This window comes from Bradyrhizobium lablabi (genome assembly GCF_018131005.1).
Classification (GTDB): Bacteria; Pseudomonadota; Alphaproteobacteria; order Rhizobiales; family Xanthobacteraceae; genus Bradyrhizobium; species Bradyrhizobium lablabi_D.
In genome coordinates this window covers 141,453-166,400 of the sequence record NZ_JAFCJK010000012.1, presented here as the reverse complement: position 1 = coordinate 166,400, position 24,948 = coordinate 141,453, and the positions used below count along the sequence as shown (strand labels likewise).

The window sequence follows — 24,948 nt, the reverse complement described above, 5'->3', positions numbered from 1 at the left end:
CTCTATCGCCGGTTGCGGCGCGCCGGTGCGAGTGCGCTTCAGTTGCCGGACCTTTCGCCTTCAGTGGGCAAGGTAAACTGGAAGACGGCTCCGTGGGGCACGTTCGCGCTGGCCCACAATCGACCGCCATGTGCGGCGATGATCGAACGGCATATCGACAGTCCGACCCCTATGCCGCCCGGCTTGGTCGTGTAGAAAGGGTCGAACAGGCGCTCGAAGGTTGTCGGCGGCAAACCCGGGCCTGAATCCATCATCGCGACAAGAACGCCATCGCGATCTGCCTGCGTGGTGCGGATCACGAGCTCGCGCGCTCGCTCAGTCGTTCCGCTCATCGCCTCGATCGCATTGACGATCAGATTGACCGCGACTTGTTGCAATTCGACCCGGTCGCCAATGACTTCCGGCAAGTCTGCCGCAAACGACGTTTGCACCAAGACATTGTGCCTCGCTGCCTCAGCCTGGGTGAGCTCGACCACCTCGCGGATGACGCGGTTGATCGCGATACGATCCTTTTTGGGCGGCGCCTTCTTGATGATATCGCGAATCCGCCCGATGACCTCGCTTGCCCGAATGGCGTTCTGCTCGACCCGGGCCAGCGCTCCACGAACCTGCTCGAGCTCCGGGGGCCGGCGATCCAGCCAGCGTAGCGCTGCTTGCACGCTGGCGACGACCGCGGTGTTCGGCTGGTTGACTTCATGGGCAATGGATGCCGTGAGCTGCCCCATCACCGCAACACGGTTTGCATGGGCGAGCTCCATCTGGACCTCGCGATACCGACGTTCGCTCTCGCGGACCTCGACTTCCGCACGTCGACGTTCGCTCAGGTCCAATACGAAAACAACACCCTGGTCTCGGTCTTCGTCGAAGGCGGCCGCGCCGACCAGGACCGGCACGCGCTCGCCGTCCTTGCGGAACAACTCCTTCTCGAACGGTTTCGCGGCTCCAGTCTTCTCCATTTCTGTCTGGGCACGTGAGGTGCGGTCTCGCCACTCCGGCGGCGTCAAGTCGTTCCAGCGTAGCTGGCCCGCGGAGAGATCCTCCTGATTGTATCCAAGGGTCTCGAGGAACGAGCAATTCGCGTCAACAATATCGCCGCTCCGATTGAAGATGCAGATTCCGATGATGTTGGCGTCGACCAGCCGACGGATCCGCGATTCTCGTTCTGATATCTCTCGATACAGGCGAGCATTTTCGATCGATGTGGCGGCCTCGGAGGCGAGAAACTTCAGAATGGCGATGCGGGCGGGGGTGAACACCCCTGCAGCGAGGCTGTTTTCGAGATATAACACGGCGACCGTCTTGCCTTGCTTGATGAGCGGCAGACACAGGGCCGACCGGGTGCGTTTGCGGCGCATATACTGGTCGCCGGAAAAAGTGCCACGCTCCGATATATCGCCGAGGATGACGCTTTCCTGCGTGCGCGCAGTGTAGAGAACCAGCGATTCCGGCAATTCCGCTGTCGAGATCGGCAGGTCGCAGAGATCGATCCTCACTGATGCACTGCCGATAGTCGCTTCGGCGTGAACCCGCAGCTCGGATCCTCGCGGCAAAAGCAGTAGTCCGCGGTCTGCGCCGGCATGCTCGATGGCAGTGCGCAACAGTGTCTCAATAAGCTTTTCCAGCACGATCTCGCCGGAAACGGCCTCCGAAACCTTAAGCACTGTTGCGAGGTCCAATTGTTCGACGGGTGCTCCGATCGTACGCATTGCGCTCGGCGCAAATTCTCTTTCGCGGAGGTGGGGGTAAAGCTCTTCGAGTTGCCGCACCTTGGCGCCGGCACCCCACCGCAGGTAGCAATCGCTTGCATTCGCCAGATAAGAGAGGGCTGCGGTGCGAATGCCGCGCGCCTCGTAGAAGCGGGCCGCACACTCCGCGGCGATCGCCTCGATCTGAACAAATCCGGCGTCCCGCGCCAGTGTAATCGCCTCTTCGTATAGTCGCTCCGCGTCCAGTGTGCGTCCTTCGATGCGGGCGATCTCCGCGGCAAGCAGCGTCAATCGATCGCCGAAATTTGCAGGCACCCGTGCACACCGAATGGTGAGTTCGTGGTGATGTTGACGCAGGCTGCCTGCGTGCAGCTCGTGTCGGTCAGGTGGCGACGTATCACACGCGGCAGCGTGGGCAAGCGCCGCATAGAAGCGGTATTCTACAAGTTCCAGATAGGCCCGTACGCTGCGGAAGAGCCTGTCTGCCCGCGCGGCGAATTCGAGAGCGGTGCCGTAGTGCCCGGCGACCACGTGGGCCTGCATTTGGGTGACGTAGTGCAGGCAGGCGGTCTGCGGGCAGGACGCTTCCAGGGGATGACGCTCCGTCGGGCCGGGCACTCCGAAGCTGCTCTCCTTGTCGCGGCCAATCAGGCTAAGAGCCAAATCTCTTTGCGTCGAAGAATTTGCGGCCGGCAACTCGAAACCCGCGTCCTCGGCGAACGCGACCCCCTGTTCCGTATCCTTGTAAACCTCATGAAGCGGGTCGCCACAGAAGAGACGAATCGACGTCGCTGTCCAATGCAACCATGCGACCCAAGCCAGGTCGCCGGTTGCCGACACGATGTCCCGGCCACGGCGAACGAAGGGCAAGCCCGACCGGAGCGGCTGTACCCAAGGCGTTACATAGTAGCCGAATACGGCGATCGTCCGTCCACTGAAAGCCAGTTGCGGCTGCCTGTTGGCGAGAGAAACTCCAAATTGCGCCAAACGCAATCCGAGTTTCGGGTCTGCATAGCGGTTGTAGAGAACGCTGAATGTACATGCCAGCGGATAGCAGGAGCTCTCGCTGGTCCCATGCTGAAGCGTCAATCGTGCCGATCCCATGATCACGAGGTGGGACAGGTTGAGGTCGGTGAGGAGAGCAGGTGTAACGAGGTCAGCGATGACCGCCATTGTTGCACGATGGTCGGGATCGGTTGCCGGTGGTATTGCGTGAAGCTGGTCGTCGGATAGTTGCTCGGCCAACATACGCAGGCGACTGCCTTCCTCATCCACTTCTGGATCCGTCGGGTGAGGGCGCCAGTCGATCCCGACCAAACGGAGAAACTCGAGACCGACGGCAACGGCGCGCGTGAGCTGGCCCTGCACCGAATACAATTTGGACCGAAGCCTGGTCACCTCCGAGCTGGCGTGAACGTTCGGACAACTCTGCGACAGCAGCAGCAACTGCGCATCCGCATTATCCAGATGCCCGACCAGGAACTCGCACTCGGCGCGCAACAGGGCGACGGCGAAGGCCGTCTCGCTGCAGTGAGGATGCGCTTCGTCTCCAAGTAGCTTTCGCGCAACCTCAAGATAGGCGATGGCCGCACTGTAGGCCGCAGCGTTGCGGGCGCGCCGGCCAGCCGAAAGATTGATGGCAATGATTTGCCGGCGTTCCGCCTCGCTCGTAGTGGCGGCGATGCCACGATTGAGCTGGCCGGCGACGAGGTAGACCGTCTCGCTGGTCTCGTCGGGCACCACGTGCGCCGCCAATGCCGTGCCAATGCGAAGATGCAGGGCGGGCTTGTCTTCGTCCGGCTGCAGCGTGTATGCGGCCTCGTGAACGCGGTCGTGCACGAATCTGTAGCAGCCGTCCACCAACTCGATCAGCTGGAGACGAACCGCCCCTCTGAGATCCGCATGGACCTGCTTCTCCGAGGTTCCGAGCGCGCGCGCGAGCGTCGTCGGCGCTGCGCTGCTACCAAGACAAGCCAGCCCCACCAGAGCCTGCCGTGCCTCGCCGGGTAAACCACCGAGCTTGCCAACCATAAGGTCTACAACGTTCTCGGTATAACCTTTGGCATGGATGCGCGCGAGGTCCCAGCTCCACGAAGCTTTCTGATGATCGAACGTGAGCAGCTTCTCTTCGGCAAGCGCGCGCAGAAACTGGATCAGAAAAAACGGATTGCCGCCTGTCTTCTCCTGCATCAACTGCGCCAGCGGCGCGGCTTGGGCCGGCTCGCAGTGAAGCGTATCCGCCGTGAGCTGCTCGGCGCCATCAAGGGCAAGGGGCCCCAGGCTGATTTCCCGTATTGATGCGCTGGCATGACGGATTGTCTCGAGCTTTCGCTTCAGCGGATGCTCCCCGTCGATCTCATCGTGACGGTAAGCGCCGACCAGCAACAAGTGTCGCAGATCGGAACGGGTCAACAGCTCCTCGAGCATCTCCCACGTGGCTACGTCGAGCCATTGCAAGTCATCGACAAAGAGCGCGAGAGGATGGCTCGGCTGGGCGAAGACACCGATGAAGCGCCGAACGACAAGTTGAAAACGCCGTTGCGCGTCCTGAGGCGAGGCCTCCGGGACCGGCGGTTGATCACCGATGATCAGCCTCAGTTCGGGAACGAGATCGACCATGAGCTGACCGAGCGGGTCCAGCGCTTCGCGCAGGGCGTCGCGCCAGGGTGCCAGATCCGCGTCGCTCTTCGCGAGAAGATGCCGGATCAGACTCTGAAAGGCCTGGGCAAGCGTCGCATAGGGAATGTCGCGGCGAAGTTGATCGAACTTGCCGGAGGCAAAAAACCCGCCGCTCGGGACCAGGGCGGTATGCAACTCCTGAACCAGGGCTGATTTGCCGATACCGGAAGGTCCGGAGATCAGGACCAGCTCCGGCATGCCGCTGCCGCCAATGCGAGCGAACGAAGTGAGCAAGCTGTCAATTTCGCGCTCTCGTCCGTATAGTTTCTCCGGAATGAGCAGACGATCCGGCATGTCGGACTTGCCGATGCCAAAGTGCTCAATCCGGCCTCGAGCTTCCCACGCCGCAAGGCAGCGCTGAAGATCACGCCTGAGACCGGCCGCGGTCTGATAGCGTTCTTCGGGCGTCTTCGCGAGCAGCTTCATGACAATCGCCGAGACGATGTCCGGCACTCCTGCAATTCGTTCGGCAGGAGGTTTCACCTGTCTCGCGACGTGGCAATGCACCCATTCCATGGGACCGGCCGCTGTGAACGGCAGCGTGCCCGTGAGCATCTGGTACAGCGTGACGCCGAGTGCGTACAAGTCGCTGCGAGAATCGATTGAACGATTCATGCGTCCGGTTTGTTCGGGAGCCATATAGGCGAGCGTACCAGCGAGTGTTTCGGGCGGCTCAAACGCTTGCCGCTCGCGTGAAAGGCGCGAAGCGATACCGAATCCTGTAAAGCGGACTTCGCCGGCAGGGTTCACCACGATATTTGCCGGCTTTAGGTCCTTATGAACGAGGCCGCGCCGGTGCATTCGGATAAGGGCTGCAGCAATGCCGGTCGCGAGGCGCAAGAAGCGTCCCAATTCCATCGGCGCGCCGAGCAGGCGGTCGAGTGGCTCGCCGGCAGGATCTTCGAGCATCAAGACGGTACGACCGCGTTCGCGGATCAGCGCCAGCGGCCGCACGGCCCAATCGCCCTCCAACTCATCTTTCAACGCGTATTCATGAGCAAGTCGATCGCGGCTTGTGGAGGACGGATGCTCCCGCGTGAGCGTCACCATCAGAACGTCGATGAGATGGCCGTCCGCGTTGAGGCGTCGCTCGCGGCGGAACGCACGTTCGCCGTCCTCCCAGGGGGCGAGGCTGGTGTCTCCGCTGATGGAGACTCGAGGGGACGTGCTCATCCTACCGTACTCCGGAGCCTGGCCGGTAGGGCGCTAAATGCCTGTCCAAACTGAATGGATCAGCGTACCCCTCCGAACAATGCCTTACAACAACTTGTTGGTTTGGTGTCCAGATCCGCGCGAATGCCCTTCAAGCGATCTTGATGCCGCGTCGCAGCCGGGGGTGGCGCGAGCCCGTGGGGCGGCTGTGCAGTCTAAAGGTGTATGAGTGGAATCGATCACCTATAAGGTTGGTCGATTTTTCGTGAGACTCGCTGACGACGGTCCAAAGGGCAGCCTTGTGGCTATATCGCGCCTATGAAGCGGGGCCACCATCCGCCTCGATTTCCTATCACCTCTCGCGCATGATGCAGTTATCAGCGGTTGCCGAGCTCAGCTCGCCGTGGCGGCGAAACCTGAAAATAGTTCATGCGATATCTGCCAGACATAATTGCCTCGACCCGACTTGCAGCGAAGGCAGCGCTGAGCCCCCAAATCAGAGAGCAATTCTGCACCAATGGCGAACTGCCGGAACGCGGAAAGCCGCGCGCGACCAAATAGACCGCTTCGTATGGTCGATCAGGATTCGATCCCGACACGGAAATGGGCGTCAGGTGTGACCGGCTCGCCCGGAATCGCTCATTCGGTCCTGGCACGCGACGACGAGACGCCGGCTAATGTCGCCGACATCTACAACCAGGCCGGCGACGACTACGCCTCCTACGCCGATGGCGACCCTTCGCAGCTATTCGCCTTCGGCGGAATGCATGCGTACGCGGATCGGCACGTTTGGGCCGTATTGGAAACAAAGCTGGCGGACCTGCGGGCCTCCGGAAAGAGATCGGTCAGGTTCCTCGATGCGGGTTGCGGACCGGGCACGTGGCTACGGCGACTGATTCTGCGCGCACGCGCCCTCGGCTTTAGCAGCATTACTGCGCGCGGATTTGACATTGCGGAAGCTCAGATCCAGCGGGCTCGTTTGACCGCAGCTGCAAGCCTTTCTGAAGTGAACGTCACATTCGACGTCGCCGACCTTGCGGACCGGTTGCCGGAGCCGGATGCCTCCGTCGATATCACCCTTTGCCTGTACAGCGCTCTCAGCCACCTGCCTGTTGAAAGGCTGACCGATATCTCTGGAGAAATCGCGCGCGTCACGTCTGGCCATTTTATCACGACCGTGCGTTCGATCGGCAGCACGCCAACGGCTTTTGTGGAATCGCTGGAGAACGTGCGCCGCCTGAAGCATGATCACACCAACGACCGCTGCGAAATCGACCTCAGTGATGGTCGGCATATGGCATTCGGCTTTCATCTGTTTACAGCAGACGAATTGCGAAACCATTTCGCCCGGAATTTCGACATCGAGGATTTGCGGGGTCTCGACCTGTTCCACGGTCGATTCATGCCGGATGCGCGATGGAATCCGTCGCAAGCAGCCGAGAGTCAAATCGCTGATGAGCTCGATCGGCTTGAGAGAGCGTATGCGACGAACACGGAGTTCATGGACCGCGCCACGCATCTCTTGCTCATAGCGCGCAGCCGGCAAGTCGCCACGTCAATCGAAAATCTGGATTCCAACTCCGCGGCGCTGGATCTGGCCATCGATCGGACCTGTCCAACCTAAGAGAACCTCACGAACCGAACAGCGTTCGTCGTAGCCGCGCGATTGCGGCCGGCGTGCCGCGCACCCTCATGATCCGGCCAATTGTGTCGTAGTTCTCGGAAAGCACGTGCACGTGCTCATACACGTCACTGAGCAGCGACTGTTTCGCATACGGCACCACGAATTCCTCCTCCACCATCGCCACCTCGAAGAAGGCGATGATTGTCTCGCGCAGCGCCGCTATGTCCGCGGCAGACCTCGCGGACAGGAGAATTGCGTCGGGGTGCCTCGCGCGAAGCGCGACGCGATCGGCCTCGTTCAAGCGATCGATCTTGTTGAGGAGCAAGCGCGACGGCACTATTTCCGCGCCGATCTCGTGTAGCACGTTGCGGGTCACTTCGAGCTGCGATTGGTATGCCGGATCGGACGCATCAACGACGAACAGCAGCAACGACGCTTCCAGTGCTTCGGCGAGCGTGGAGCGGAACGATGCCACGAGATCATGCGGTAGCTTTTTTATGAATCCGACGGTGTCGGAGACGAGGATGCGCGGCTTGGTTTCCGGCTGCAGAGCGCGTACTGTTGTATCGAGGGTCGCGAACAGCTTGTCCGCGACCAGGACCTCGCTGGCCGTGAGCGCCTGCATGAGCGACGACTTCCCGACGTTTGTATATCCGACCAGCGCGACCCGAAGCTGATCGCGACGCGCAGTCCGGCGTTGGTCGCTATCCCGCCCGATTGCCTCCAGCTGCTCCCTCAGCTCGGCGAGACGGTCTCGAATCTTTCGTCGTTCGAGTTCGAGATCGGATTCGCCCGCGCCGTAGCCCTGCCGCCGCTCGCCGCCCGCGGACGATTCGCGCAGGCGCGGCGCGATGTACTTTAAGCGCGCCATCTCGACCTGCAATTTCGCCTCACGGCTGTGTGCGTGACGATGGAAAATCTCCACAATCACTCCCGTCCGATCCAGGACCTGCGCGCCGGTTGCGCGTTCGATATTGCGCGCCTGGCTTGGCGAGATGTCGTGATCGACGATCACGTATTCCGGCGTCGGCAGGTCAGGCTTGATTGCTCCGGCACTCGGCTCGCGTCCATCGGTTTCTTCGAACCGCTCGCGGGCCTTGGACTTCCGGACCCGTGCCGTCGATCCGACGACGCCCGTCCCGCCGGTCATCGCGGCGAGCTCCTCGAGCCGCCCCTTGCCCAGCACCGTCGCGCCGTCGATTTCGTCCCGCTTCTGCGTTATCGTGCCGACAACCTCGAACCCGAGTGTCTTAACCAGGCGGCCCAGCTCCGCAAGACTTGCGGCATGGGCAACGTCATCGACGCCCTGAGTCTGCACGCCGACGAGTATCGCCGCCGGCATACGCGTTTGTGATCTTGCGATTTGGCGCGCGTTGGTGCCGAGGCCGTCTCCGGCTTTTTCCATGACTTTGTCCTGTGCGCGAGCTGCCCCGCGGGCGGCGATCCGGTTGACTTCCGAGGTCCCGAGGGCCCAGCGCAACCGTCTGCCGGCTTACGCGAGCCGACACAGGCGGCCATCGCCGCCTGTGTTCGGAGGTCGGGGCGGGTTACGCGGCCTTGCGAAGCGGATTGTGTTCGCGCCGGCGCGCCGAGACGGCGCAGCCGCATTCATTGACGGTCCCCGACTCGATGATAAAGCCGCGCTTTTCGAGCGAGAGACGAAGTGCTTCGGTGGCGCTGGCCTTTTGTGGTTCGACCCAGACGACCAGTACGCCGGCTTGATCCAAGAACTTCACCAGCCAATCAAGCGTCGGCTCGAGAGTCCTGAACGGGCGGCGCCGCCAATCGACCAGGGCGACGTCATACTGGCCGGCCGCCCGCCCGCAATTCGCCGTCGCCGCGGCTCGCGCAAAGCCGCGGCGATGCAGGTCAAACATCAGCTCAACGGCCTTGGAGCCGGCGACGACGATTCGGTGCTGCGCGGAGCACTTCGCAAGCGCGATCATCGGATCGATGATTCGATCGCCTGGGGGGATGGATCGGGGAGAAATCATGATGGCACCATTTTGGACGAACTATCGTTGGCCCGACGCGGGCTGGGACGGCTGGCCGTCCGTCAGGTATCTCGCGCAAGTCGCGCCCGGGTCTTGAACGTGGCGGGTCGCGGTCGCGAAGCCTGCCTGCTGATGCTGAGTTCAAAAATCCCGGGAAGCGGGGGATCAGTGTCTGGCGTAACGATCTACGCGCACTGGATCGGCCGCCCATGCGATAGAAGGGCCATCGCATCTGAAGCGGGGCGACATGACACTATCTCACTTGAGAAGCAGACGTGGACGACAGTGCCCGCAATGTACGTGAAGCGGCATAAAGAAACGAGACGGACCGGCGGGCTCCGGCATAGTGACGGCATCAATGAGCCGCTCTGAAAGTGAGCGGCGCCATCGCAGAGTCGGGCCAAGGTGCCGGAGCGTTGCAGGAATCCACTTGCGAGGCCACAGCAATTGCCCGAGCCGATGCGTCGGCGATGGCCGCTTCCGCGCCGCAGCAACTGCGTGAGGCCCGCTGTCTGGCCCGCCACCGCGCCGGATCGCTTGCGAGGCCTTGAGCTATTTTGCTGTCGTTGGGGAAGTCTTGCTTACATCTTGGGCCGCGATGCCGTTTCCGCAATGGAGCGCATTGCGAATGTCAAATGGCAAAATATACGTAGCACAGCGATCGAAGTGCGTAAGTGCGTCGCGGGCCGCCGGCCGGATTTTGCTCGGACGGCAAAATGGGCGAACACGATGGCTCTGGAAGATGAATAGATCTGCCAACATGGTGCTGCTTGTGGACGACGAGCCGAACACACGGCGGTTTCTGCGCGCCGGCTTCGAACTCGAAGGATATCTGGTGCTTCAGGCCGATAACGCGGCTGACGCCTTGAAGGTCGCTACCTTCAATACGCTGGATCTGATCATTCTTGATCCGGACTTGCCGGACCTGCATGGCCGGGAGTTCCTCGAGCGCATCCGATCCTGGTCCAACGTTCCGATCATCATCCTCTCGGTCGTGTCGAGCGAAGCGGAGAAGGTGAAGTTTCTTCAGGACGGCGCCGACGATTACTTGGTCAAACCGTTCGGTATGGCCGAACTGCTCGCGCGCAGCGCGGCCGTGCTGCGGCGCTACGTCAAGCCGACAACCGAGGATTCCATCGTCGTGACCGGCCCCCTCTCGGTCGATATCATGACCCGGACGGTGACGCTCAACCGGAGCAGGATCAAGCTCACACGGAAGGAATACCGCTTACTCCACATCCTTGCGACGCATGTCGGGTTCATTGTCACGCATGATCAGTTGCTCAAGGAGATCTGGACCGGCAACCAGAAGAACATCCAATATCTCCGTGTCCTCGTTCGAAAGCTGCGCCAGAAGATAGAGACGGATCCTCACAATCCTCGCCTTCTCGTCGCCGAGTCCGGGGTCGGGTATCGGCTACAGGATCAGTTCGAGACCGCCGCGGAGTGAGTGTGGCGTACCCCCATCAGGTGTCGGCCGGCCTCGGTCCCGACGTTTCCGGTGCTTCGCAGGCGTACGGCCCTGGCCAGGTTGACAATCGTGGTGTCGTTGCATAACCCGATATAGCGACAGTTACCGGTTATACCCTCTTTACCGCTGGATGGAGCTTGCCATGGGAAGGGTGCGATTTGACAGCGCCGATGTGGACGGACTGAGGATCTTCTACCGCGAGGCGGGCCCGAGGGATGCCCCCGTGCTGCTTTTGCTTCATGGCTTCCCCACCTCGGGTCACATGTTTCGTGACTTGATCCCGAGGCTCTCCGATCGGTTCCGTCTGATCGCGCCAGATCTTCCCGGTTTCGGTCAGTCGGCCATGCCGTCGCGCAGCGATTTCAAATACACGTTCGATGCGATCGCCGATCGCATCGATAGGTTCACCGAAGTGCTGGCTTTGACGAGGTTCGCCGTCTACGTGTTCGACTATGGCGCGCCGACGGGATTCAGGCTTGCCGTACGACGTCCTGAGCGGATTACGGCGATCATTTCACAAAACGGAAATGCGTACGAGGAGGGGCTCAGCGAAGGCTGGAATCCGATCCGAGGCTATTGGAGCGATGGGTCGGCGCAGAATCGCGAAGCCTTGCGCGCATTTCTCAAGCCGGAAACGACAATCTGGCAGTACACCCATGGCGTCTCTGACATCACTGCAATCTCGCCGGACGGATATTCACTGGATAACCATTACCTGGCTCGGGCCGGCGCCGACGAAGTTCAACTCGACCTCTTCGGAGACTACAAGAGCAACGTCGCCCTGTATCCGAAGTTCCAGGAATACTTCCGGACCCATCAGCCGCCGTTCCTCGCCGTCTGGGGCAGGAACGATCCATTCTTTCTGCCGGCGGGAGCCGAAGCGTTCAAGCGCGACATGCCGAAGGCCGAGGTGCACTTCTTCGATACCGGGCATTTCGCACTTGAGACCCATGGTGCCGAGATCAGCACGGTCATCAGGGCCTTTCTCTCCGCGACTGTGAAGTAGGCGGCTCGCCGGCGAGTTCCTGCCGCTTTTGGCGTCTGCGTTCTCACTCGAACAGGTCGTTGCAGGAAACGACCTGCTCAAAGGTTGGAGGCGGCGCAAGGTGCGGATCCTATTCATCGGCGACGTTGTGGGCGCGGCGGGTCTGGCCGCGCTGTCATCGCTTCTTCCGCCGCTCCTCTCGCGCTGGCGAGTGGATGTCACCATCGTGAATGGTGAAAACTCCGCCGAAGCCGGCTTCGGGATAACCTTCGATTCCTATCGCGCGATCAGAAACGCGGGGGCCGACGTCGTGACCCTTGGCAACCACTCGTGGAACCGCAAAGAGGCTCTCGAACTGATTCAGAATGAACCCCGTCTCATCCGCCCCATCAATTATGTGCCGGGTACGCCGGGTGCAGGGCTGGTGGAGGTCCAAACCGCAAAGCTAAAGCGCGTGCTCGTTATCAATGCGTTGGGCCGGCTGTTCATGGAGCCCGCAGACGATCCGTTCGGCACCATTTCCCGTATCCTCGAAGAGCGGCGTTTGGCACGAGACGTCGATGCGGCCGTTCTCGACTTCCATTGCGAGGCGACCGGCGAAAAGCAGGCAATGGGACATTTCTGCGATGGTCGGGCCAGTCTCGTCGTCGGCACGCACACCCACACACCGAGCGCAGATTGCCGCGTTCTGCCGCGCGGTACCGCTTACATGACGGACGCGGGAATGACCGGCGACTACGATTCGGTCGTTGGCATGGATAAGCGGGAGCCGATTAATCGGTTCGCGACCGGCATGTCATCCGGTCGTTTCACGCCAGCCGCGGGCGTTGCGACGATGTGCGGTGTTGCTGTCGAGACGAACGAAGCGACGGGCCTTGCCGTCACGGTCGCACCTGTCAGGATCGGACCTCATCTCGGCGAGCGGAATCCCCATTTTTGGGAATGATGGATAGCGCTCGAACGCAGCCAGGGACGGGTGCGACTGGCGAGCACGTATGTCGCGCTTGTTCGCCTGGATAGGCGAGCAACCGTCTGTTCGGGCCGATGCCGCGCGAATTTCCGGGCCTATCGCCAAACCCTTGAACGCCGATGATGTCTGAATGTTTCTCGGCGTCGGGTCATCGGCAATCGCTCGATCGAACACCCCATACCAAGGTATAGGATTAGGTATCACAACCGAGAGATTGTAGGGGCATATGCGTAAACGCATAATGACATCCCGCATTGTTGCGACCGAAGCGCACTGTGGGACGTTCTCCAGCTAGCTATGAAAGTCTGCTCGCCTTCATTCAACAAGACCTCGAAACTCACGTGGCGGTCGCACTCGAGCAGTGGCGGGTATACCTGCTTGACCTCCCGGCGCCGTGATGAATTCGAGCATTTCGTAGGGTTCCGCGCGGTGAACAGTCCATTTGTAGCGATCATCGATGACGACGAGGCACTTTGCTCGTCACTCGTGGATCTCATGCGCTCGGTCGGCTACCTCTCCGAACCCTTTGCCTCCGCGGAGATGTTTCTGGGATCGAGCCATTTGTTGAATGTGGACTGCATCATTGCCGATGTTCATATGCCCGGAATGGGGGGACTCAACCTCGTTCGCAAGCTCCATGAACTCGGCGTCACGACGCCGGTAGTGCTCATCACGGCTTTGCCTGACAAGCAACTGGATGACGATGCGGTCTCGGCGGGAGCATTTTGCCTTCTGCGCAAGCCATTCGAGACAAGTTCTCTGCTCGAATGCGTCGAGAGGAGCCGCGTCTAGTGCCGGCGCCAACCCACGGCGATCGGTGCGAGGACAGCCCCCAATGCTCCAAAAGATGAACGCGCCCTTCTGCCGGCGGAAGGCTCGACCCGTCGCGGAATGAGCCGATCGGAATGAAAATCCTTCTCCGTGGTCCTTGCGGCGGCATGCTCCGTCAGAGAAGCGTTCAAGACTTGTCTGTCGTCACTGCCGAGCAGCCGCCGAGCACCGAAGCGTTCGGCAAGTCGAATCCGCTTTCTTCCACGCGGCGATGAAAGAACTGGCGGGAGTCGGCGAGCACGCTGACGTAGTTGCGCCCCCGAGCGTTCGGCCAATTTGGCAAGATCACCTTAAGCGCAACAAGCCAGAAGTAGCGGCTTGCGAGAAAACCGCGCAGAATTCACAGGCTTCGTCAGCCAATAACGAGGTCGCAAATGCCTGTCATATTCGCGAGCCTGCGAGCTGCACTTGCGGCGCGCGGCCTTGTCTTGACCATGCAACCGGCTATCGCACGTCATCCAGCGCGCGAACGCTATCATTCCGACAGTGCTGTTCGCTCGCGCGCCTGGGAGGTCTATGCCGCGGCGTCGCAGCCGGCCGATCGATGGTGGACGCGCCTTGTCGATGCCACGCAATCGGCTTTCGTCGGGCGCTAGCTCCAGCCTCTTGCTTCGAGCCCGACGGAGCCTCTCCGTCTGGAAAGGATCTACGACAATGCTCCGAGAATCCGTTATTCGTCCGCTGGCACGGGCCGCACTCTTGCTCCCCTTAATTTTCAGCCCGCTATCCGCGATGGCCGATCCTCCTTTACCGTCGCCGACAGAAGACTCAAACCCGACGGCTCCGGTCCGCGTACAACCGCGAGGCAGCGGCTTCGCGCCGAATTCGAGGGAGGTGAAAGAAGTCCAACGGCAAATCACCGACTTCGACGAGATACAGAAGGTGCAGTCGAAGTCCTTTGACAAAAGGCTGATCATCTGCCGCGGCTGCTAACCGATCGAACCCGGGTAAACCTATGAGACAAAGCTTCAACGGCTTCCAGAATGGAGCCACTATTCTGTCTGACGACATATCGGTTTCCGGTTGCGACGAGCCGCTCGACCTTCTCGTCAAGGAGTTTCGGCATCGGATACTGAACCTGCTAAGCGTCGTCCAATGTCTCGTGAACAACACACAGGGGGGGACCGCGGATGACTACCGCGTCGCTCTCACCGAGCGGATTGCAATCCTGTCGGATGCACACGGCGTGATCGAGCGCGCGCAAGAGGGCATCTCCATTGAGAGGCTGCTCGAGCGAACGCTCAAGCCGCACGCGGCCTTCTCGCGAGATCGCATTCTTCTCGCCGGTCCCAACATCATCCTCCAGCCGCGACTTGCGCTGGCTCTTAACATGATCTTCTACGAACTCGCCACGAACGCTTGCAAGCACGGCGCCCTGATGTCCGCATCCGGCGTTGTCGAAGTCTTCTGGGACCTGCTCCCCGCGGCTGATAGTGAGGTGCTTGCTGTGCAGTGGCGTGAGCGCGGGGGCCCGCTGGTGAGAGAGCCGAAGAGGCAAGGCTTCGGCTTGCGTATGCTCTCCAAAGCGATACCCGCGGCAAAGGTGAGTATGGAGTTCGATCCGGCTGGAATCGTCTGCCGCTTGCTCGTGATGGTAGACCGATCCACGGCACGGCGGAGAAACTTTTCATAGCCTTGGCCGTTTGGCATGTGGGGTGCTTCGCCCTGAACCAAGACGACCGCGCCATCGTGCGGTCGCGATGACCTTCGTGAGCCCCATCGACTCCCGTTCTGGCCCGGACGACGCGGGGCGGGGGACGCTGTGTGAATCCGGCGACCGGCGCGGCTTCCCACCCGGCCGAGTGGCAGGTCAACGAGTGCCGGCTGCGGTCGGCCAACCTTTCCATACCCTGTCGGAGGCGCTCGCGGCGGCGCCGCCGTAGTCGTTGCAGGCCCTTCGTCGAAAGTGCTGAGGCCGTTACAATTGCCCGGTGCGCTCGATTGCGGTTGGGTCAACTACCAAGCGGTCGCTTCGTTCACATCACGACCCACGGGTCGGAAGGGTAATGAACAAGATATTCGATCAGGCTATGAAATCTTGCGACTGCTCAACCGCGCCGGAGGCCTGCAAATCGACAAGTGCGCCGCTCCAAAATTTGCGCGACTGAGCCTGGTGAACCTGTAATGATGATCTTCGACGAAGTAACTTGATAAAGTCGGTAGTCAGGTTATCAAGGTCGACGGACGGTGTGGCGCGCTCCGCCGTCGACCGTCCACGCGGGGTCCGGGAGCAGCGAATGAGCTTGGCTGCAAGTCGCCAAAAATCTGCTCGGCCGGTGGTAATATCGATGGGAACGTCTTGCGATGATCCTCGACAAAAACACCACAGAGATTGAATCGATTTCCAGGGCGCTGCAGGGAATATCCAAGGAAATCAGCTTCGAAGGATTGGCCAAGGCGCTATTGAAGGCCTCACTCAACCATTCGGGGGCGTCGCGCGGTGCGGTGCTGCTGAGCGAAGAAGGTGAGCTGCTCGCCAAGGCCGACGCAAGCTTCCCGCGTGAAAAGGCGAGGTTCTTTGCGTCCGAACCCCCGGTCGGCGACTTTCAATTGTCGGCCGAAATCAGTGAGAAGGTGCTCACGCGACAAGAGATTGTCGTCAGGCAGGATATCTCTGCCAGGTCCGCAATGATCGATACGGCGGAACGCTCGTTCGATGGGCACGTGGTCCAGCTATGTGTGCCTCTGATCCATCAAGAGCGGACAATCGGGGTGCTGTATCTGGAATCGGATGGAGACCAGGAAAGGTTCACGTCGGGGTGCATCTCGGTCTTGTCCATGCTGGCGTCGCAGGCCGCAATTTCCTTCGAGTCTGCACAGCTGATCGAGGCTCTTCGCGAGACCAATCTGTGGATGATCAAGGGTCAGCAGATCGGTCGGATGGGCAGCTACCGGTGGAACACGCGCACCCAGCTCACCCGCGCGTCGCGCGAATGCTACCGCATCTTCGATATAGACAGGGATGTGAACCCGGTGCCGTTCGACGTGTTCACAAGCCGGGTGCACGCGGACGACATTGCCGGCGTCCTTCGCGCGCTCATGCAGGCGGTCAGGACGAAGTCTCCCTTCCATCATGAATACAGGGTCGTGCAACGGGATCGTACGACGGTGAATGTGGTCGCTGTGGGACGGTTCGCCATCAGCCCGACCGGCGACATGGAGATGGACGGAATCGTCACTGATGTCACCGAGCGAAAAGCCGCCGAACGGGCACTGTTGGACGCGCGCAATGAACTTGCGCGAGCGGTTCGCCTGGCATCCGTCGGCGAACTTGCGGGCTCGATCATCCACGAGATAAATCAGCCGCTGACCGGCATCATCACGAGTGCGGAGGCTTGCGTTCGCTGGCTCTCGCGGAGTCCGGAAGGACTGGCGGAGGCGAGCAGATCAGTGTCACGCGTGATCGAGCAGGTGCATCGGGCGAGCGACATCGTCGCCGGCCTCAGAACCCTGGTGCGGGAGGCCCAGTTCCGACTGACCGACGTCCAGATAAACGAAGCCATCGAGGAGATATTCGTCCTCCTGAAGCGCGATCTTGAGCAATCTGCGGTTGCGCTACGCAGCAAGCTCGACCAAACCCTGCCCATGGTCAAAGCTGACAAGGTCCAGATCCAACAGGTGCTGCTCAACCTGGTGCGAAATGCAATCGAAGCGATGAACTCCGTCGATGGCCGGGCCCGCATTTTGACTGTTTCCTCGATCGAGGCCGGTGATCACGTCTGCGTAAGGATCAGCGACACCGGCGTCGGCTTCGATGAAGACGGCAAGAGGCGTCTCTTCGACGCGCTCTACACCACCAAGGCAGGCGGCCTGGGCCTGGGGTTGTCGATTTGTCGCAAGATCATCACAGTGCATGGAGGGCAGCTATGGGTGGAGGACAGCCCGGCGCACGGCGCGACGTTCGCATTCACGCTTCCGCTTCGTCCGAACCGTTTGGCCGCCAGTTGAGCCGCGGCCCCGTATCTGTCGACAAATGCGTCAAAACAGAAAAATCCGAAGCAATCGCGGACGCGCATAACACGCAAATCGAATCAATATCTCAAGCTAGCCGCAGAGGCCGGGACATATGTCGGTAGCGGTCGGCTTTTCATCCCCGCGACGTTCGCGGCCACGGCGCAATCGTTCGTGTGGCCGCGCCGTCTCTCGTGACTCTGCTGCGGGAATGCTGGTGTGTCGTTGACGGCGCGTCGTAATCTGTAACAGAGCCTGAACGTCGGTTTACCTGGTTTGAGCCACCCCGCATTCGCGGAAGAGGCTTTGCGCGGGCGAGCGCGGACCGACTGCGGCCCGATAAGCCAAAGGTAACGTGAATTGAGCTACGTGGATTCGTTGCTGCGGGCTACCACAATAGGTGCCTGTCTGGTCGATCACGAAGGACGAATTCTCGAAGTCAGCGAGGGTTGGACATTCGCAGCGACATGTAATGCTCTTCCGCCGGGGTACCCTGACCGGCGCGGCAATATTCTCAAATATTGGCTCTCACCCGATCTGGAGTCCGTGGTTCTGTATCGGGGACTGAAGAAGGTCCTGGCGCGCGAAGCGCCGTTCTTCGCGGCCCTTGTTCACATTCAAGGCGCGGACGGTCGGCGCAAATGCATCATGATGGCGGCCCTTCCCGTTCCGGATGTGCAGGGTCGAAGCGCGATCTTTCATTTCGACGTGTCTTCTCTGTCGCAGGGGATTTCGACCCCCAACGTCTCTTGGGATATCATCGAGCAGATGCGAGAAGCTCTCGCCGAGGTCGTGCATCGCTCAATAAGCCACGAATTCTCCCTGCGCGACAATGCTCGATCAGGGACTGCTCAGCAGAATCCCGCGGACCTCGCCAAGCTGCGCCGGCTTTCCGATCGCCAGCTCAAGGTGCTCGCGCTGCTTGCCGAGGGGGCGAGCAATGCGGAGATGGCTCGGTCCCTCGGGGTGTCGCTGGCTGTCGTCAAGGCACAGACTACGGCAATCATGCGCAAGCTGGGCTTCGAAAACAGGACCCAAACAGCTCTGTTCGCCGCCAACATCAAGTCGAACGATAGACGGTGACGAGAATAGCGCGGCCACGCATCGAGCCGCGCAAGGGGCGTTGACGGTGGCAATTGTCGACGAGACTTCCGTCAGCCCCCGATGGTGCCGTGGTGTTCCTTGGTCGCCTTCACGGAGGCCTGGATTGCCGATTGAATTCTCCCGGTCTGCTGGCTGACTCTCATCGGTTGCCCCTGTGCGAATCGCGCATCAGCCAAGCGCGGGGGATGCTTGCGCCAGCAACCAATTGTCTCTCCGTTTCCAAGGCTCCGACCATCACCGGTACCGAGGTCCGCGCATGCAACCTCGCCGGTTATTGTTTAGTTATTAACTTGTCAAAAACCGGTTTGGCCGGTTACTTTGGTCAGAAGAGTTGCAGGGGTGATTGCCATGGCTGATCAGCGTCCCGCGCCGCTTTTTGTTGCGGATTCTCCGGGCCTGGATTTTTTGAATTCAAAAGCAATTCCTCTCGATGTCGAGGTCGAATGGATAGGATCGGGCGAGGATTTCATCGCGTGGCTGCTGGAAGCGCGCTTCGTTCCTCCCGAGGTCGTAGCTGAGCTGCGCAAGACGGCCGTCCCCGGCGAATTTGATGCGGTTGCCGCGCAGGCGCGTAAGCTGCGCGAGTGGTTTCGCCAGTTCGTGAAAGCGCACAAGGGCAAGTCGCTGAAGCCCAAAGCTCTCCAGGAACTGGAGCCGCTCAATCGTGTTCTTGCGAGGGACGAGGAATTTGGCCAAGTCGTCTCGCGCGACGGGGGGCGGAAAAGGCCGGAGGAGAGGAACGGTCACGTAGTTCCACTGGTTCACGGCCTGGTCTGGAAGCGTCAGCGTCGATGGCGATCGCCCGATACCCTGCTATTGCCAATTGCCAAGGCGATGGCGCAACTCGTATGCGAAGAAGAGTTCCAGCATGTGAAGGCCTGTGAAGGCCCTCAGTGTACGATCATTTTCCTCGATCGAACACGTGGACATCATCGTCGTTGGTGTTCCATGGCTGTTTGCGGCAACAGGGCCAAACAGGCCGCTCATCGCGAACGAGTCCTGCGCGCCCGCAGGTAAAGACGACAGTGCGGGCGATTCGCTTCGCGGGATTCCGTCATCCAACGGCCGCCTCGGGATTCCCGCGCTTCATTGTTCCCGGCCGTCTGCCATGTGCATCGTGCCCGTCTGCTGAAAAAGTGAGCCCGCCTGGTCTGCTTCCGCGAAAATCGCTCCATCGTCAGCTGAAGGCGCGGCTCTCGGCGATGTGCGCGGACGCACTCTAATCGTGGACCACGACCATCTTGCCTCGTGCCTCGTTGGCCTCCATCACGCGGTGGGCCTCGCGTATCTCCTCAAAGCGGAATACCCGCGTTGGCTTGACATTGAGACGGCCAGCCGCGGCGTCCGCGGCGATCTTCTGAAGAGGCACATCGGAAAGCGGGAATCCAGGCGTTCCGAACACAAAGCTCCCGAAGAACGTCAGATAGACGCCGCTCGACATTTGCAGCAGCGGATTGAAGTCCGGAATTGGGTCGAGTCCGCCAAGCCATCCAGCGAGACATGAACGGCCTCCACGGCGGAGCATGGCGAGCGAGTCCAGCATGACGGTGTTGCCCACGAGATCGAGCACCGCGTCTATCTTCTTTGCTTCCGCGATATGCGCCGACAGGTCCCGCCGTTCCATCTCGCAGCGCTCTGCGCCCAGCTTTTCCAGCATGCCAAAGCGATCGCGGCTGCGTGTTGTGGCGATCACACGGGCCTCCGCGTTCACGGCCATCTTGAGCGCGGCCTGTCCAAACGACGATGTTGCACCACGGATGACGAGCAGCTGTCCCTTCTCAATCGCCAGATTGCGGAATAGACACGTCCAGGCGGTTGCGTAGGTCTCGGGAATTGCCGCGAGTTCGGCCCAGGGAAGATCCGCCTCGATCAACGCGACGTTGGATGCGGGCGCGCGGGTATACTCGGCATAGCTTCCGTTGATCGTGCGGCCCAATCCCCCCATGAGGGCGGCCACTTTCGCGCCAACTGGAAACTCTCCGCCTGGGCACGACTTGACGATGCCGACGCATTCGATGCCGCTGACCGGGGCTGCTTCCGCCCACTCGCCGCGACGCATATGCAGCTCGGCGTGATTGATTCCGAACGCCTTGACCTGAATGACGACGTGCCCGGCCTTGGGTTCTGGCTCCGGAATCTCTTTGATGACAAGGCTGTCGAGACCGCCGAACTTCTCCAGGACGATTGCGCGCATCGGTCGCTCCATCACATCGTTATGATGTTCCAGCCCCTGTGCCTTCCCTTGGTCTTGGCGCGCGAGCCGATCGCATCCGAGGCCTGGGAAGGTCGTCTCTGGTCGTCCGAACTACTTGAATTCTCGTCGATAGACCGTAGGCGTCCACCCGGTGGTCTTTCGGAAAGCGGTGCTGAATGAGCTCGTCTGGGCATAGCCAAGGCTCAACGCAATGTCCGTTACGGAAGTTCTCTGATCGGCCAGCAGCAGCTTGGCGAGCTCCATTCGTCGCTGTACCTGGTATTGGTGCGGTGGAATTCCGAACGACTGTTTGAAGGCCCGGCAGAAGTGATGCAGGCTGAGACGCGCCAAGTCGGAGAGGGTGAGAAGGCAAACCTGCTTTCCCAGATTGTCTTCGATGTAGTCGGCGACGGCGCGCTTCTGCCAACTGGCAAGACCGCCGCGATTGACTGTCGGCTCGGGAGCCGCATCGCTCTTTACGCGTGCCAGTTCATGAGCGAGCACGCCGGAGAGCGCCTGCAGGTAAGGAAGACATCTCGCATGACCGCTCTCGATCGTGTTCTTCAATTTGGAAGCTGTTTCCCAAACAAGTGAATCCTCGAAATACATTCGAGGCGACAAGGCGCTGTCATCATCATCTGAATTGTGGAGCACGGCAGCGTCGAGGTAGAGGAAAGTCACTCTGGTCGAAGCTGCGGTCTCCTGCGATTCGCGATAGGCACATCCTGCGGGCACAAAGGTGAGTTTATGCACCAGACTGCGGAGCTTTGATGAGTGGACACCGTTGATCGTGGTCTCGCCGCTCCGGCGCACGCCTTCATTGTACAGCACGAGTAAATGCTTCGGACCCTGGAAACGAAATTCGATCTTGGTCCCGGTCGGAACATGGATGCTTTCGGAGAACCACCAATGCAAACCGGTGCCAAGACGCTTGACCTGCGTGGAAGGTGCGATTTGAACGGTCGCATTGGACAGACTGCCGGCCAGCGAAGGCAGTGGATCCGAAGGGGGCAACGATCGAGCCAGTGCCAAACCTGCAGAAAACCGGCCGCTGTCTCGCTGCATCACTCCGCCCTGGGTTGAACTAGGTGGGCACGTTGTCATCGTTGTATCCCTATTCTGCATTTCTCGTGGGCGTTCGCAGTTATTCGGACTGAAGCCATCGATGCTGCCTTGGCCCGAGGCTAACGGTGCCCCGGCGACGAGCCGATTAGTTCGACACGACCTCCGGCAAATATGTTCTGTTGATCGTTCTAATTGAGAAAGTTCGTGCGATTTTGAAAAGTCGAACGCTGGTCGCCGCGCCGAATGCGTCCATTCTGCTACGCCCCGATGACCGCCGTTGACCGGCATCGCTGATTGCTAGCGGTGCTCGGGCAACGGTGGCATTCTGGCGTGGAGTATCCATCAGACGACACTCCTCTCGACGCAGCCGGGTAAGTAACTCGCGTCAAATTGCTTCCCGTGAAGGCAAAGCACGCCAGCGGGGTCCGGCCTCTGCAGGCGGAAGCAGCGGTCAAACGGCAGCGAGCAGATATGCATGACCTTGCTTCCCCAAGGGTTTGAAAGCCCTCTGTGCCGAACGGCACACAATACGCAGGGGAAACATGCTTTCGTCCGAGCGTATTAACAATATCTCGGTTGTGATGCCCCGGCCCATACCTTGGTATGGGAACACTATTTGCAGGGTTGCATCGAGAGCGCCTGTCGAGCGAGAGCCACGTTCTTACGGTTCGATCTCGAGGGTCTCCGCCATCCTCGTCAGCATCGCCACGGACCTCGCGCCAAGCTTTCGCATGAGGCTGCCACGGTGCATCTTGACCGTGACTTCGCTGATCGCAAGCTCGTTTGCGATCTGCTTGTTCATGAGCCCGGATGCGACCAGAGCCATGACTTGCCGCTCTCGCGCGGTCAGCAGTTCATACTTCTCCCGCAGGACTGCAACTTGCGCCATGTCCTGGCGCCGCTCCTGGTCGATCTTTATCGCGGTCGCCACCGCGTCGATCAAATCCTGATCGCGTATGGGCTTGGTGAGGAAGTCGATCGCGCCCAATTTCATCCCTCTCACCGACATGGGAATGTCGCCGAAGCCCGTCATCAGGATGACAGGCAGGTACACATCGACGCTCTTCAGATACTCCTGCAACTCCAGCCCGCTCGTGCCGGGTAAACGAACATCCAGCACCAGACAGGCGGGTGCGTCGGGCAGCTCGACCTTCAGAAACTCGGCCGCCGATCCGTACAACGCCACTTCATAGTCCACGGAGCGAAGCAGGTCGCCGAGGGATTCCCGGACCGCCAGATCGTCATCAACGATGTGAACGAACGCCGCGGACGACATGCTCAATTTCTCACTGACATCTGCACGCGCTGGCGGATCGGCAGCATGAATGTGAATGTCGTGCCGGGCATCGTATTTTCCTCCACCCATAGACGGCCTCCATGGACAGCGATGATCTTGCGGCAGATCGAGAGACCGAGGCCGAGACCATCCTTCTTCGTGGTGCACATCGCGTCAAAGATGCGGTCTCGCGTCGCAGTATCTATGCCGACGCCAGTATCGGCGATCTTGACGGACACGTGGTCGCTCGCGGCCGCCGAACTGGCTGTGAGAACGCGAGCTCGGACCCTGATATCAGCCATCGCCTCGATGGCATTGCGGGCGAGGTTCAGGATCACCTGCTGAAGCTGAACGCGATCGGCCTCGACCTTGGGCGCCGCGCGATCGAGATCGGTGCGGAGGGTAACGCCGCCAAGCTCCATCTCTCTTTTCGACAGCAGCAGAACCTCCTCGATGGCCTCGTTGATATCCACCGGAGCGAGCTTTAGCTGCGTATGCCGCACCAGGGATTTCAGAGCTGTGATCACATTATCCGCCCGGCAGCCCTGCTTGATGATGCGGTCGGCCGATTTGATAGCCTCGCCTAGCCTTGCCGGATCCTGCCCGAGCCATTGCAGGCAGGCCTCGGCGCTCAAGAGGATGCCTGTCAAGGGCTGGTTGATTTCGTGAATAATGGATCCTGCGATTTCGCCGAGCGATGCCAGACTCGCTGCTCGCCCAAGTTCGGCCCGGGTATCGGCCAGCGCTTGTTCGGCTGCCTTCTGCGCCGTAACGTCAGTGATAATGCCCTCAAGTTCGAGATCGCCGGTAGGCCCCACATCGAACTGTCCAACCGCCAACACGTGGCGGATCGTGCCGTTCCTGTGCACGACGCGGTACTCGTGACCAAATGGAGATCGCGTGCTCAGCGCCTGCTCGAGCGCTCGCTCCAATCCCGGGAGATCGTCCGGGTGCACTCGATCCCGAAACGTTTGGAAGGGCACCGGATTGACCTGATCGAGATCGAGAATCCGGTAGACCTCGCGTGAGCCGCGCGAGAGCAGCGTTCTTGTATTCCACCGATAGCTGCCCATCTGGCCGATCTCCTGGCCCCTGATCATCCACGTGTTGGTTTCGTGGAGGGCCTCGAACAGGCGGACGGATTCAAACGAAACTGCCGCCTGCGAAGCGAACATGGACATCACCCAAACGCACTTTGGCGTGAAGGTTGCGCACTCCGGCGAGGACTCGAGGTAGAGCACGCCGATGGTTCGCTCTTGATGCACCAGGGGGACGAGCAGTTGAGTGATTTCTCGCGCCGGAGGAGCCAGCGGATCGACCATCGCCGAAAACCCGCCTCCAGTCTGGCGCAGGATCGTTTCGCGCTGACCCAGGACCCTTTCGCTGAGATCTGACGGCATTTGAAATTCCGCACCCGGAGGAGTCGACACGAAAAGCTCCGCCTTCTCGCCGGAAGAGCGTCCGTCCGCCGCGTCGAGCAGCTCGCGTCCGGCAGCCAGCAACACTCCGCCGCGTTCGGCCTTCGAATGGCTCAGCGCCTGTTCGAGGAGCGCCCTGGCGAGGCCTTGATAGCTGGTCTCCCTCGATATCGTCTGAAATGCGCGGGCGATCAGCTCCAGTTCGTGCGGTTCGTCATCGAGCCTCATTGCGAGACTTCTCTCAACCCGATCGAGCCTGCAGGATATCGATCCTGCATTGACACCGAGGCCCTCTTGGAGCGCCGTCGGCCAACGGCAAATGCAGTTGCAGCTAACTTCTTGCGAGTGCCGGTAAACCCGAAACGCGGCCGGGCAGGCAGTCACTCCGTGCTGAATTTCGCACGCAGCAAAACGTGTAACCGGATTTTGGGAACTTGACAAGTTATCCCGCGGCGGCGCGACCAATCATCGCCGCTCCGATCTGCTGCCGATAGTCTATCACGCGATCCTGGCTTTGCCTTCAGACGA

General features: G+C 60.5%; 17 protein-coding genes. 10 read left to right on the top strand and 7 right to left on the bottom strand.

The genetic code is table 11. The features are described from left to right. Window positions 1–38 precede the first annotated feature (38 nt). On the bottom strand, window positions 39–5,558 hold the full coding sequence (locus JQ553_RS29595; protein ID WP_212503585.1) for an AAA family ATPase: 5,520 nt from the start codon (window positions 5,556–5,558) through the stop codon (window positions 39–41). Between the two features lie 550 nt (window positions 5,559–6,108). On the opposite strand from JQ553_RS29595, the gene JQ553_RS29590 reads away from it, so the two are divergent. Beyond that, window positions 6,109–7,161 (top strand): class I SAM-dependent methyltransferase, encoded by a 1,053-nt coding sequence (locus tag JQ553_RS29590; protein ID WP_212503584.1) that lies wholly within the window; start codon window positions 6,109–6,111, stop codon window positions 7,159–7,161. A 7-nt stretch (window positions 7,162–7,168) separates the two neighbouring features. Here the strand turns inward: JQ553_RS29590 and hflX are convergent, their stop codons facing one another. Beyond that, window positions 7,169–8,641 carry a GTPase HflX gene (gene hflX / locus JQ553_RS29585; RefSeq protein ID WP_249144659.1) on the bottom strand — a complete coding sequence of 491 codons (1,473 nt, stop codon included), beginning with the start codon at window positions 8,639–8,641 and terminating at the stop codon, window positions 7,169–7,171. Window positions 8,642–8,708: 67 nt separating this feature from the next. Beyond that, the gene (locus JQ553_RS29580) at window positions 8,709–9,155 is read right to left on the bottom strand and encodes a hypothetical protein (RefSeq protein WP_212503583.1); all 447 of its coding nucleotides are present in this window, start codon (window positions 9,153–9,155) and stop codon (window positions 8,709–8,711) included. A gap of 742 nt (window positions 9,156–9,897) precedes the next feature. Between JQ553_RS29580 and JQ553_RS29575 the strand changes: the two genes are divergently transcribed. The 9 genes from JQ553_RS29575 to JQ553_RS29535 all read left to right on the top strand — a co-directional run bounded on the left by JQ553_RS29575 (window position 9,898) and on the right by JQ553_RS29535 (window position 19,484). Beyond that, window positions 9,898–10,605 (top strand): response regulator, encoded by a 708-nt coding sequence (locus JQ553_RS29575; protein WP_212503582.1) that lies wholly within the window; start codon window positions 9,898–9,900, stop codon window positions 10,603–10,605. 163 nt (window positions 10,606–10,768) lie between these two features. Continuing rightward, on the top strand, window positions 10,769–11,632 hold the full coding sequence (locus tag JQ553_RS29570) for an alpha/beta fold hydrolase (RefSeq protein ID WP_212503581.1): 864 nt from the start codon (window positions 10,769–10,771) through the stop codon (window positions 11,630–11,632). A 100-nt stretch (window positions 11,633–11,732) separates the two neighbouring features. Continuing rightward, on the top strand, window positions 11,733–12,557 hold the full coding sequence (locus tag JQ553_RS29565; RefSeq protein ID WP_212503580.1) for a TIGR00282 family metallophosphoesterase: 825 nt from the start codon (window positions 11,733–11,735) through the stop codon (window positions 12,555–12,557). A gap of 402 nt (window positions 12,558–12,959) precedes the next feature. Beyond that, complete coding sequence (locus tag JQ553_RS29560; RefSeq protein WP_249144658.1) at window positions 12,960–13,373, top strand: response regulator transcription factor; 414 nt, start codon at window positions 12,960–12,962, stop codon at window positions 13,371–13,373. 413 nt (window positions 13,374–13,786) lie between these two features. Further along, window positions 13,787–14,008 carry a hypothetical protein gene (locus JQ553_RS29555; RefSeq protein WP_212503579.1) on the top strand — a complete coding sequence of 74 codons (222 nt, stop codon included), beginning with the start codon at window positions 13,787–13,789 and terminating at the stop codon, window positions 14,006–14,008. 359 nt (window positions 14,009–14,367) lie between these two features. After that, a complete protein-coding gene (locus JQ553_RS29550; protein WP_212503578.1) occupies window positions 14,368–15,045 on the top strand; it encodes a sensor histidine kinase in 678 nt (225 codons plus the stop codon). A gap of 671 nt (window positions 15,046–15,716) precedes the next feature. Then, on the top strand, window positions 15,717–17,360 hold the full coding sequence (locus JQ553_RS29545) for an ATP-binding protein (RefSeq protein ID WP_212503577.1): 1,644 nt from the start codon (window positions 15,717–15,719) through the stop codon (window positions 17,358–17,360). A gap of 372 nt (window positions 17,361–17,732) precedes the next feature. Continuing rightward, on the top strand, window positions 17,733–18,446 hold the full coding sequence (locus tag JQ553_RS29540; RefSeq protein ID WP_312015211.1) for a helix-turn-helix transcriptional regulator: 714 nt from the start codon (window positions 17,733–17,735) through the stop codon (window positions 18,444–18,446). Window positions 18,447–18,815: 369 nt separating this feature from the next. After that, window positions 18,816–19,484 carry an ABATE domain-containing protein gene (locus JQ553_RS29535; RefSeq protein ID WP_212503575.1) on the top strand — a complete coding sequence of 223 codons (669 nt, stop codon included), beginning with the start codon at window positions 18,816–18,818 and terminating at the stop codon, window positions 19,482–19,484. Window positions 19,485–19,686: 202 nt separating this feature from the next. On the opposite strand, the gene JQ553_RS29530 is transcribed toward JQ553_RS29535, so the two are convergent. From JQ553_RS29530 to JQ553_RS29515, 4 genes are all read right to left on the bottom strand, one after another. Next, window positions 19,687–20,661, bottom strand: a complete 975-nt coding sequence (locus JQ553_RS29530; protein ID WP_212503574.1) for a zinc-binding alcohol dehydrogenase family protein — start codon at window positions 20,659–20,661, stop codon at window positions 19,687–19,689. Between the two features lie 111 nt (window positions 20,662–20,772). After that, window positions 20,773–21,726 carry an AraC family transcriptional regulator gene (locus JQ553_RS29525; protein WP_212503573.1) on the bottom strand — a complete coding sequence of 318 codons (954 nt, stop codon included), beginning with the start codon at window positions 21,724–21,726 and terminating at the stop codon, window positions 20,773–20,775. Window positions 21,727–22,387: 661 nt separating this feature from the next. Further along, a complete protein-coding gene (locus JQ553_RS29520) occupies window positions 22,388–23,002 on the bottom strand; it encodes a response regulator transcription factor (RefSeq protein ID WP_212503572.1) in 615 nt (204 codons plus the stop codon). Between the two features lie 2 nt (window positions 23,003–23,004). Beyond that, the gene (locus JQ553_RS29515; protein ID WP_212503571.1) at window positions 23,005–24,885 is read right to left on the bottom strand and encodes an ATP-binding protein; all 1,881 of its coding nucleotides are present in this window, start codon (window positions 24,883–24,885) and stop codon (window positions 23,005–23,007) included. Window positions 24,886–24,948 lie beyond the last annotated feature (63 nt).

What these genes read in the sequence shown, in the direction of transcription:
- JQ553_RS29595 (WP_212503585.1), bottom strand. Translation starts at nt 5,558, where the DNA reads ATGAGCACGTCCCCTCGAGTCTCCATCAGCGGAGACACCAGCCTCGCC.
- JQ553_RS29590 (WP_212503584.1), top strand. Translation starts at nt 6,109, where the DNA reads ATGGTCGATCAGGATTCGATCCCGACACGGAAATGGGCGTCAGGTGTG.
- JQ553_RS29580 (WP_212503583.1), bottom strand. Translation starts at nt 9,155, where the DNA reads ATGATTTCTCCCCGATCCATCCCCCCAGGCGATCGAATCATCGATCCG.
- JQ553_RS29575 (WP_212503582.1), top strand. Translation starts at nt 9,898, where the DNA reads ATGAATAGATCTGCCAACATGGTGCTGCTTGTGGACGACGAGCCGAAC.
- JQ553_RS29570 (WP_212503581.1), top strand. Translation starts at nt 10,769, where the DNA reads ATGGGAAGGGTGCGATTTGACAGCGCCGATGTGGACGGACTGAGGATC.
- JQ553_RS29555 (WP_212503579.1), top strand. Translation starts at nt 13,787, where the DNA reads ATGCCTGTCATATTCGCGAGCCTGCGAGCTGCACTTGCGGCGCGCGGC.
- JQ553_RS29550 (WP_212503578.1), top strand. Translation starts at nt 14,368, where the DNA reads ATGAGACAAAGCTTCAACGGCTTCCAGAATGGAGCCACTATTCTGTCT.
- JQ553_RS29545 (WP_212503577.1), top strand. Translation starts at nt 15,717, where the DNA reads ATGATCCTCGACAAAAACACCACAGAGATTGAATCGATTTCCAGGGCG.
- JQ553_RS29535 (WP_212503575.1), top strand. Translation starts at nt 18,816, where the DNA reads ATGGCTGATCAGCGTCCCGCGCCGCTTTTTGTTGCGGATTCTCCGGGC.
- JQ553_RS29530 (WP_212503574.1), bottom strand. Translation starts at nt 20,661, where the DNA reads ATGCGCGCAATCGTCCTGGAGAAGTTCGGCGGTCTCGACAGCCTTGTC.
- JQ553_RS29525 (WP_212503573.1), bottom strand. Translation starts at nt 21,726, where the DNA reads ATGCAGCGAGACAGCGGCCGGTTTTCTGCAGGTTTGGCACTGGCTCGA.
- JQ553_RS29520 (WP_212503572.1), bottom strand. Translation starts at nt 23,002, where the DNA reads ATGTCGTCCGCGGCGTTCGTTCACATCGTTGATGACGATCTGGCGGTC.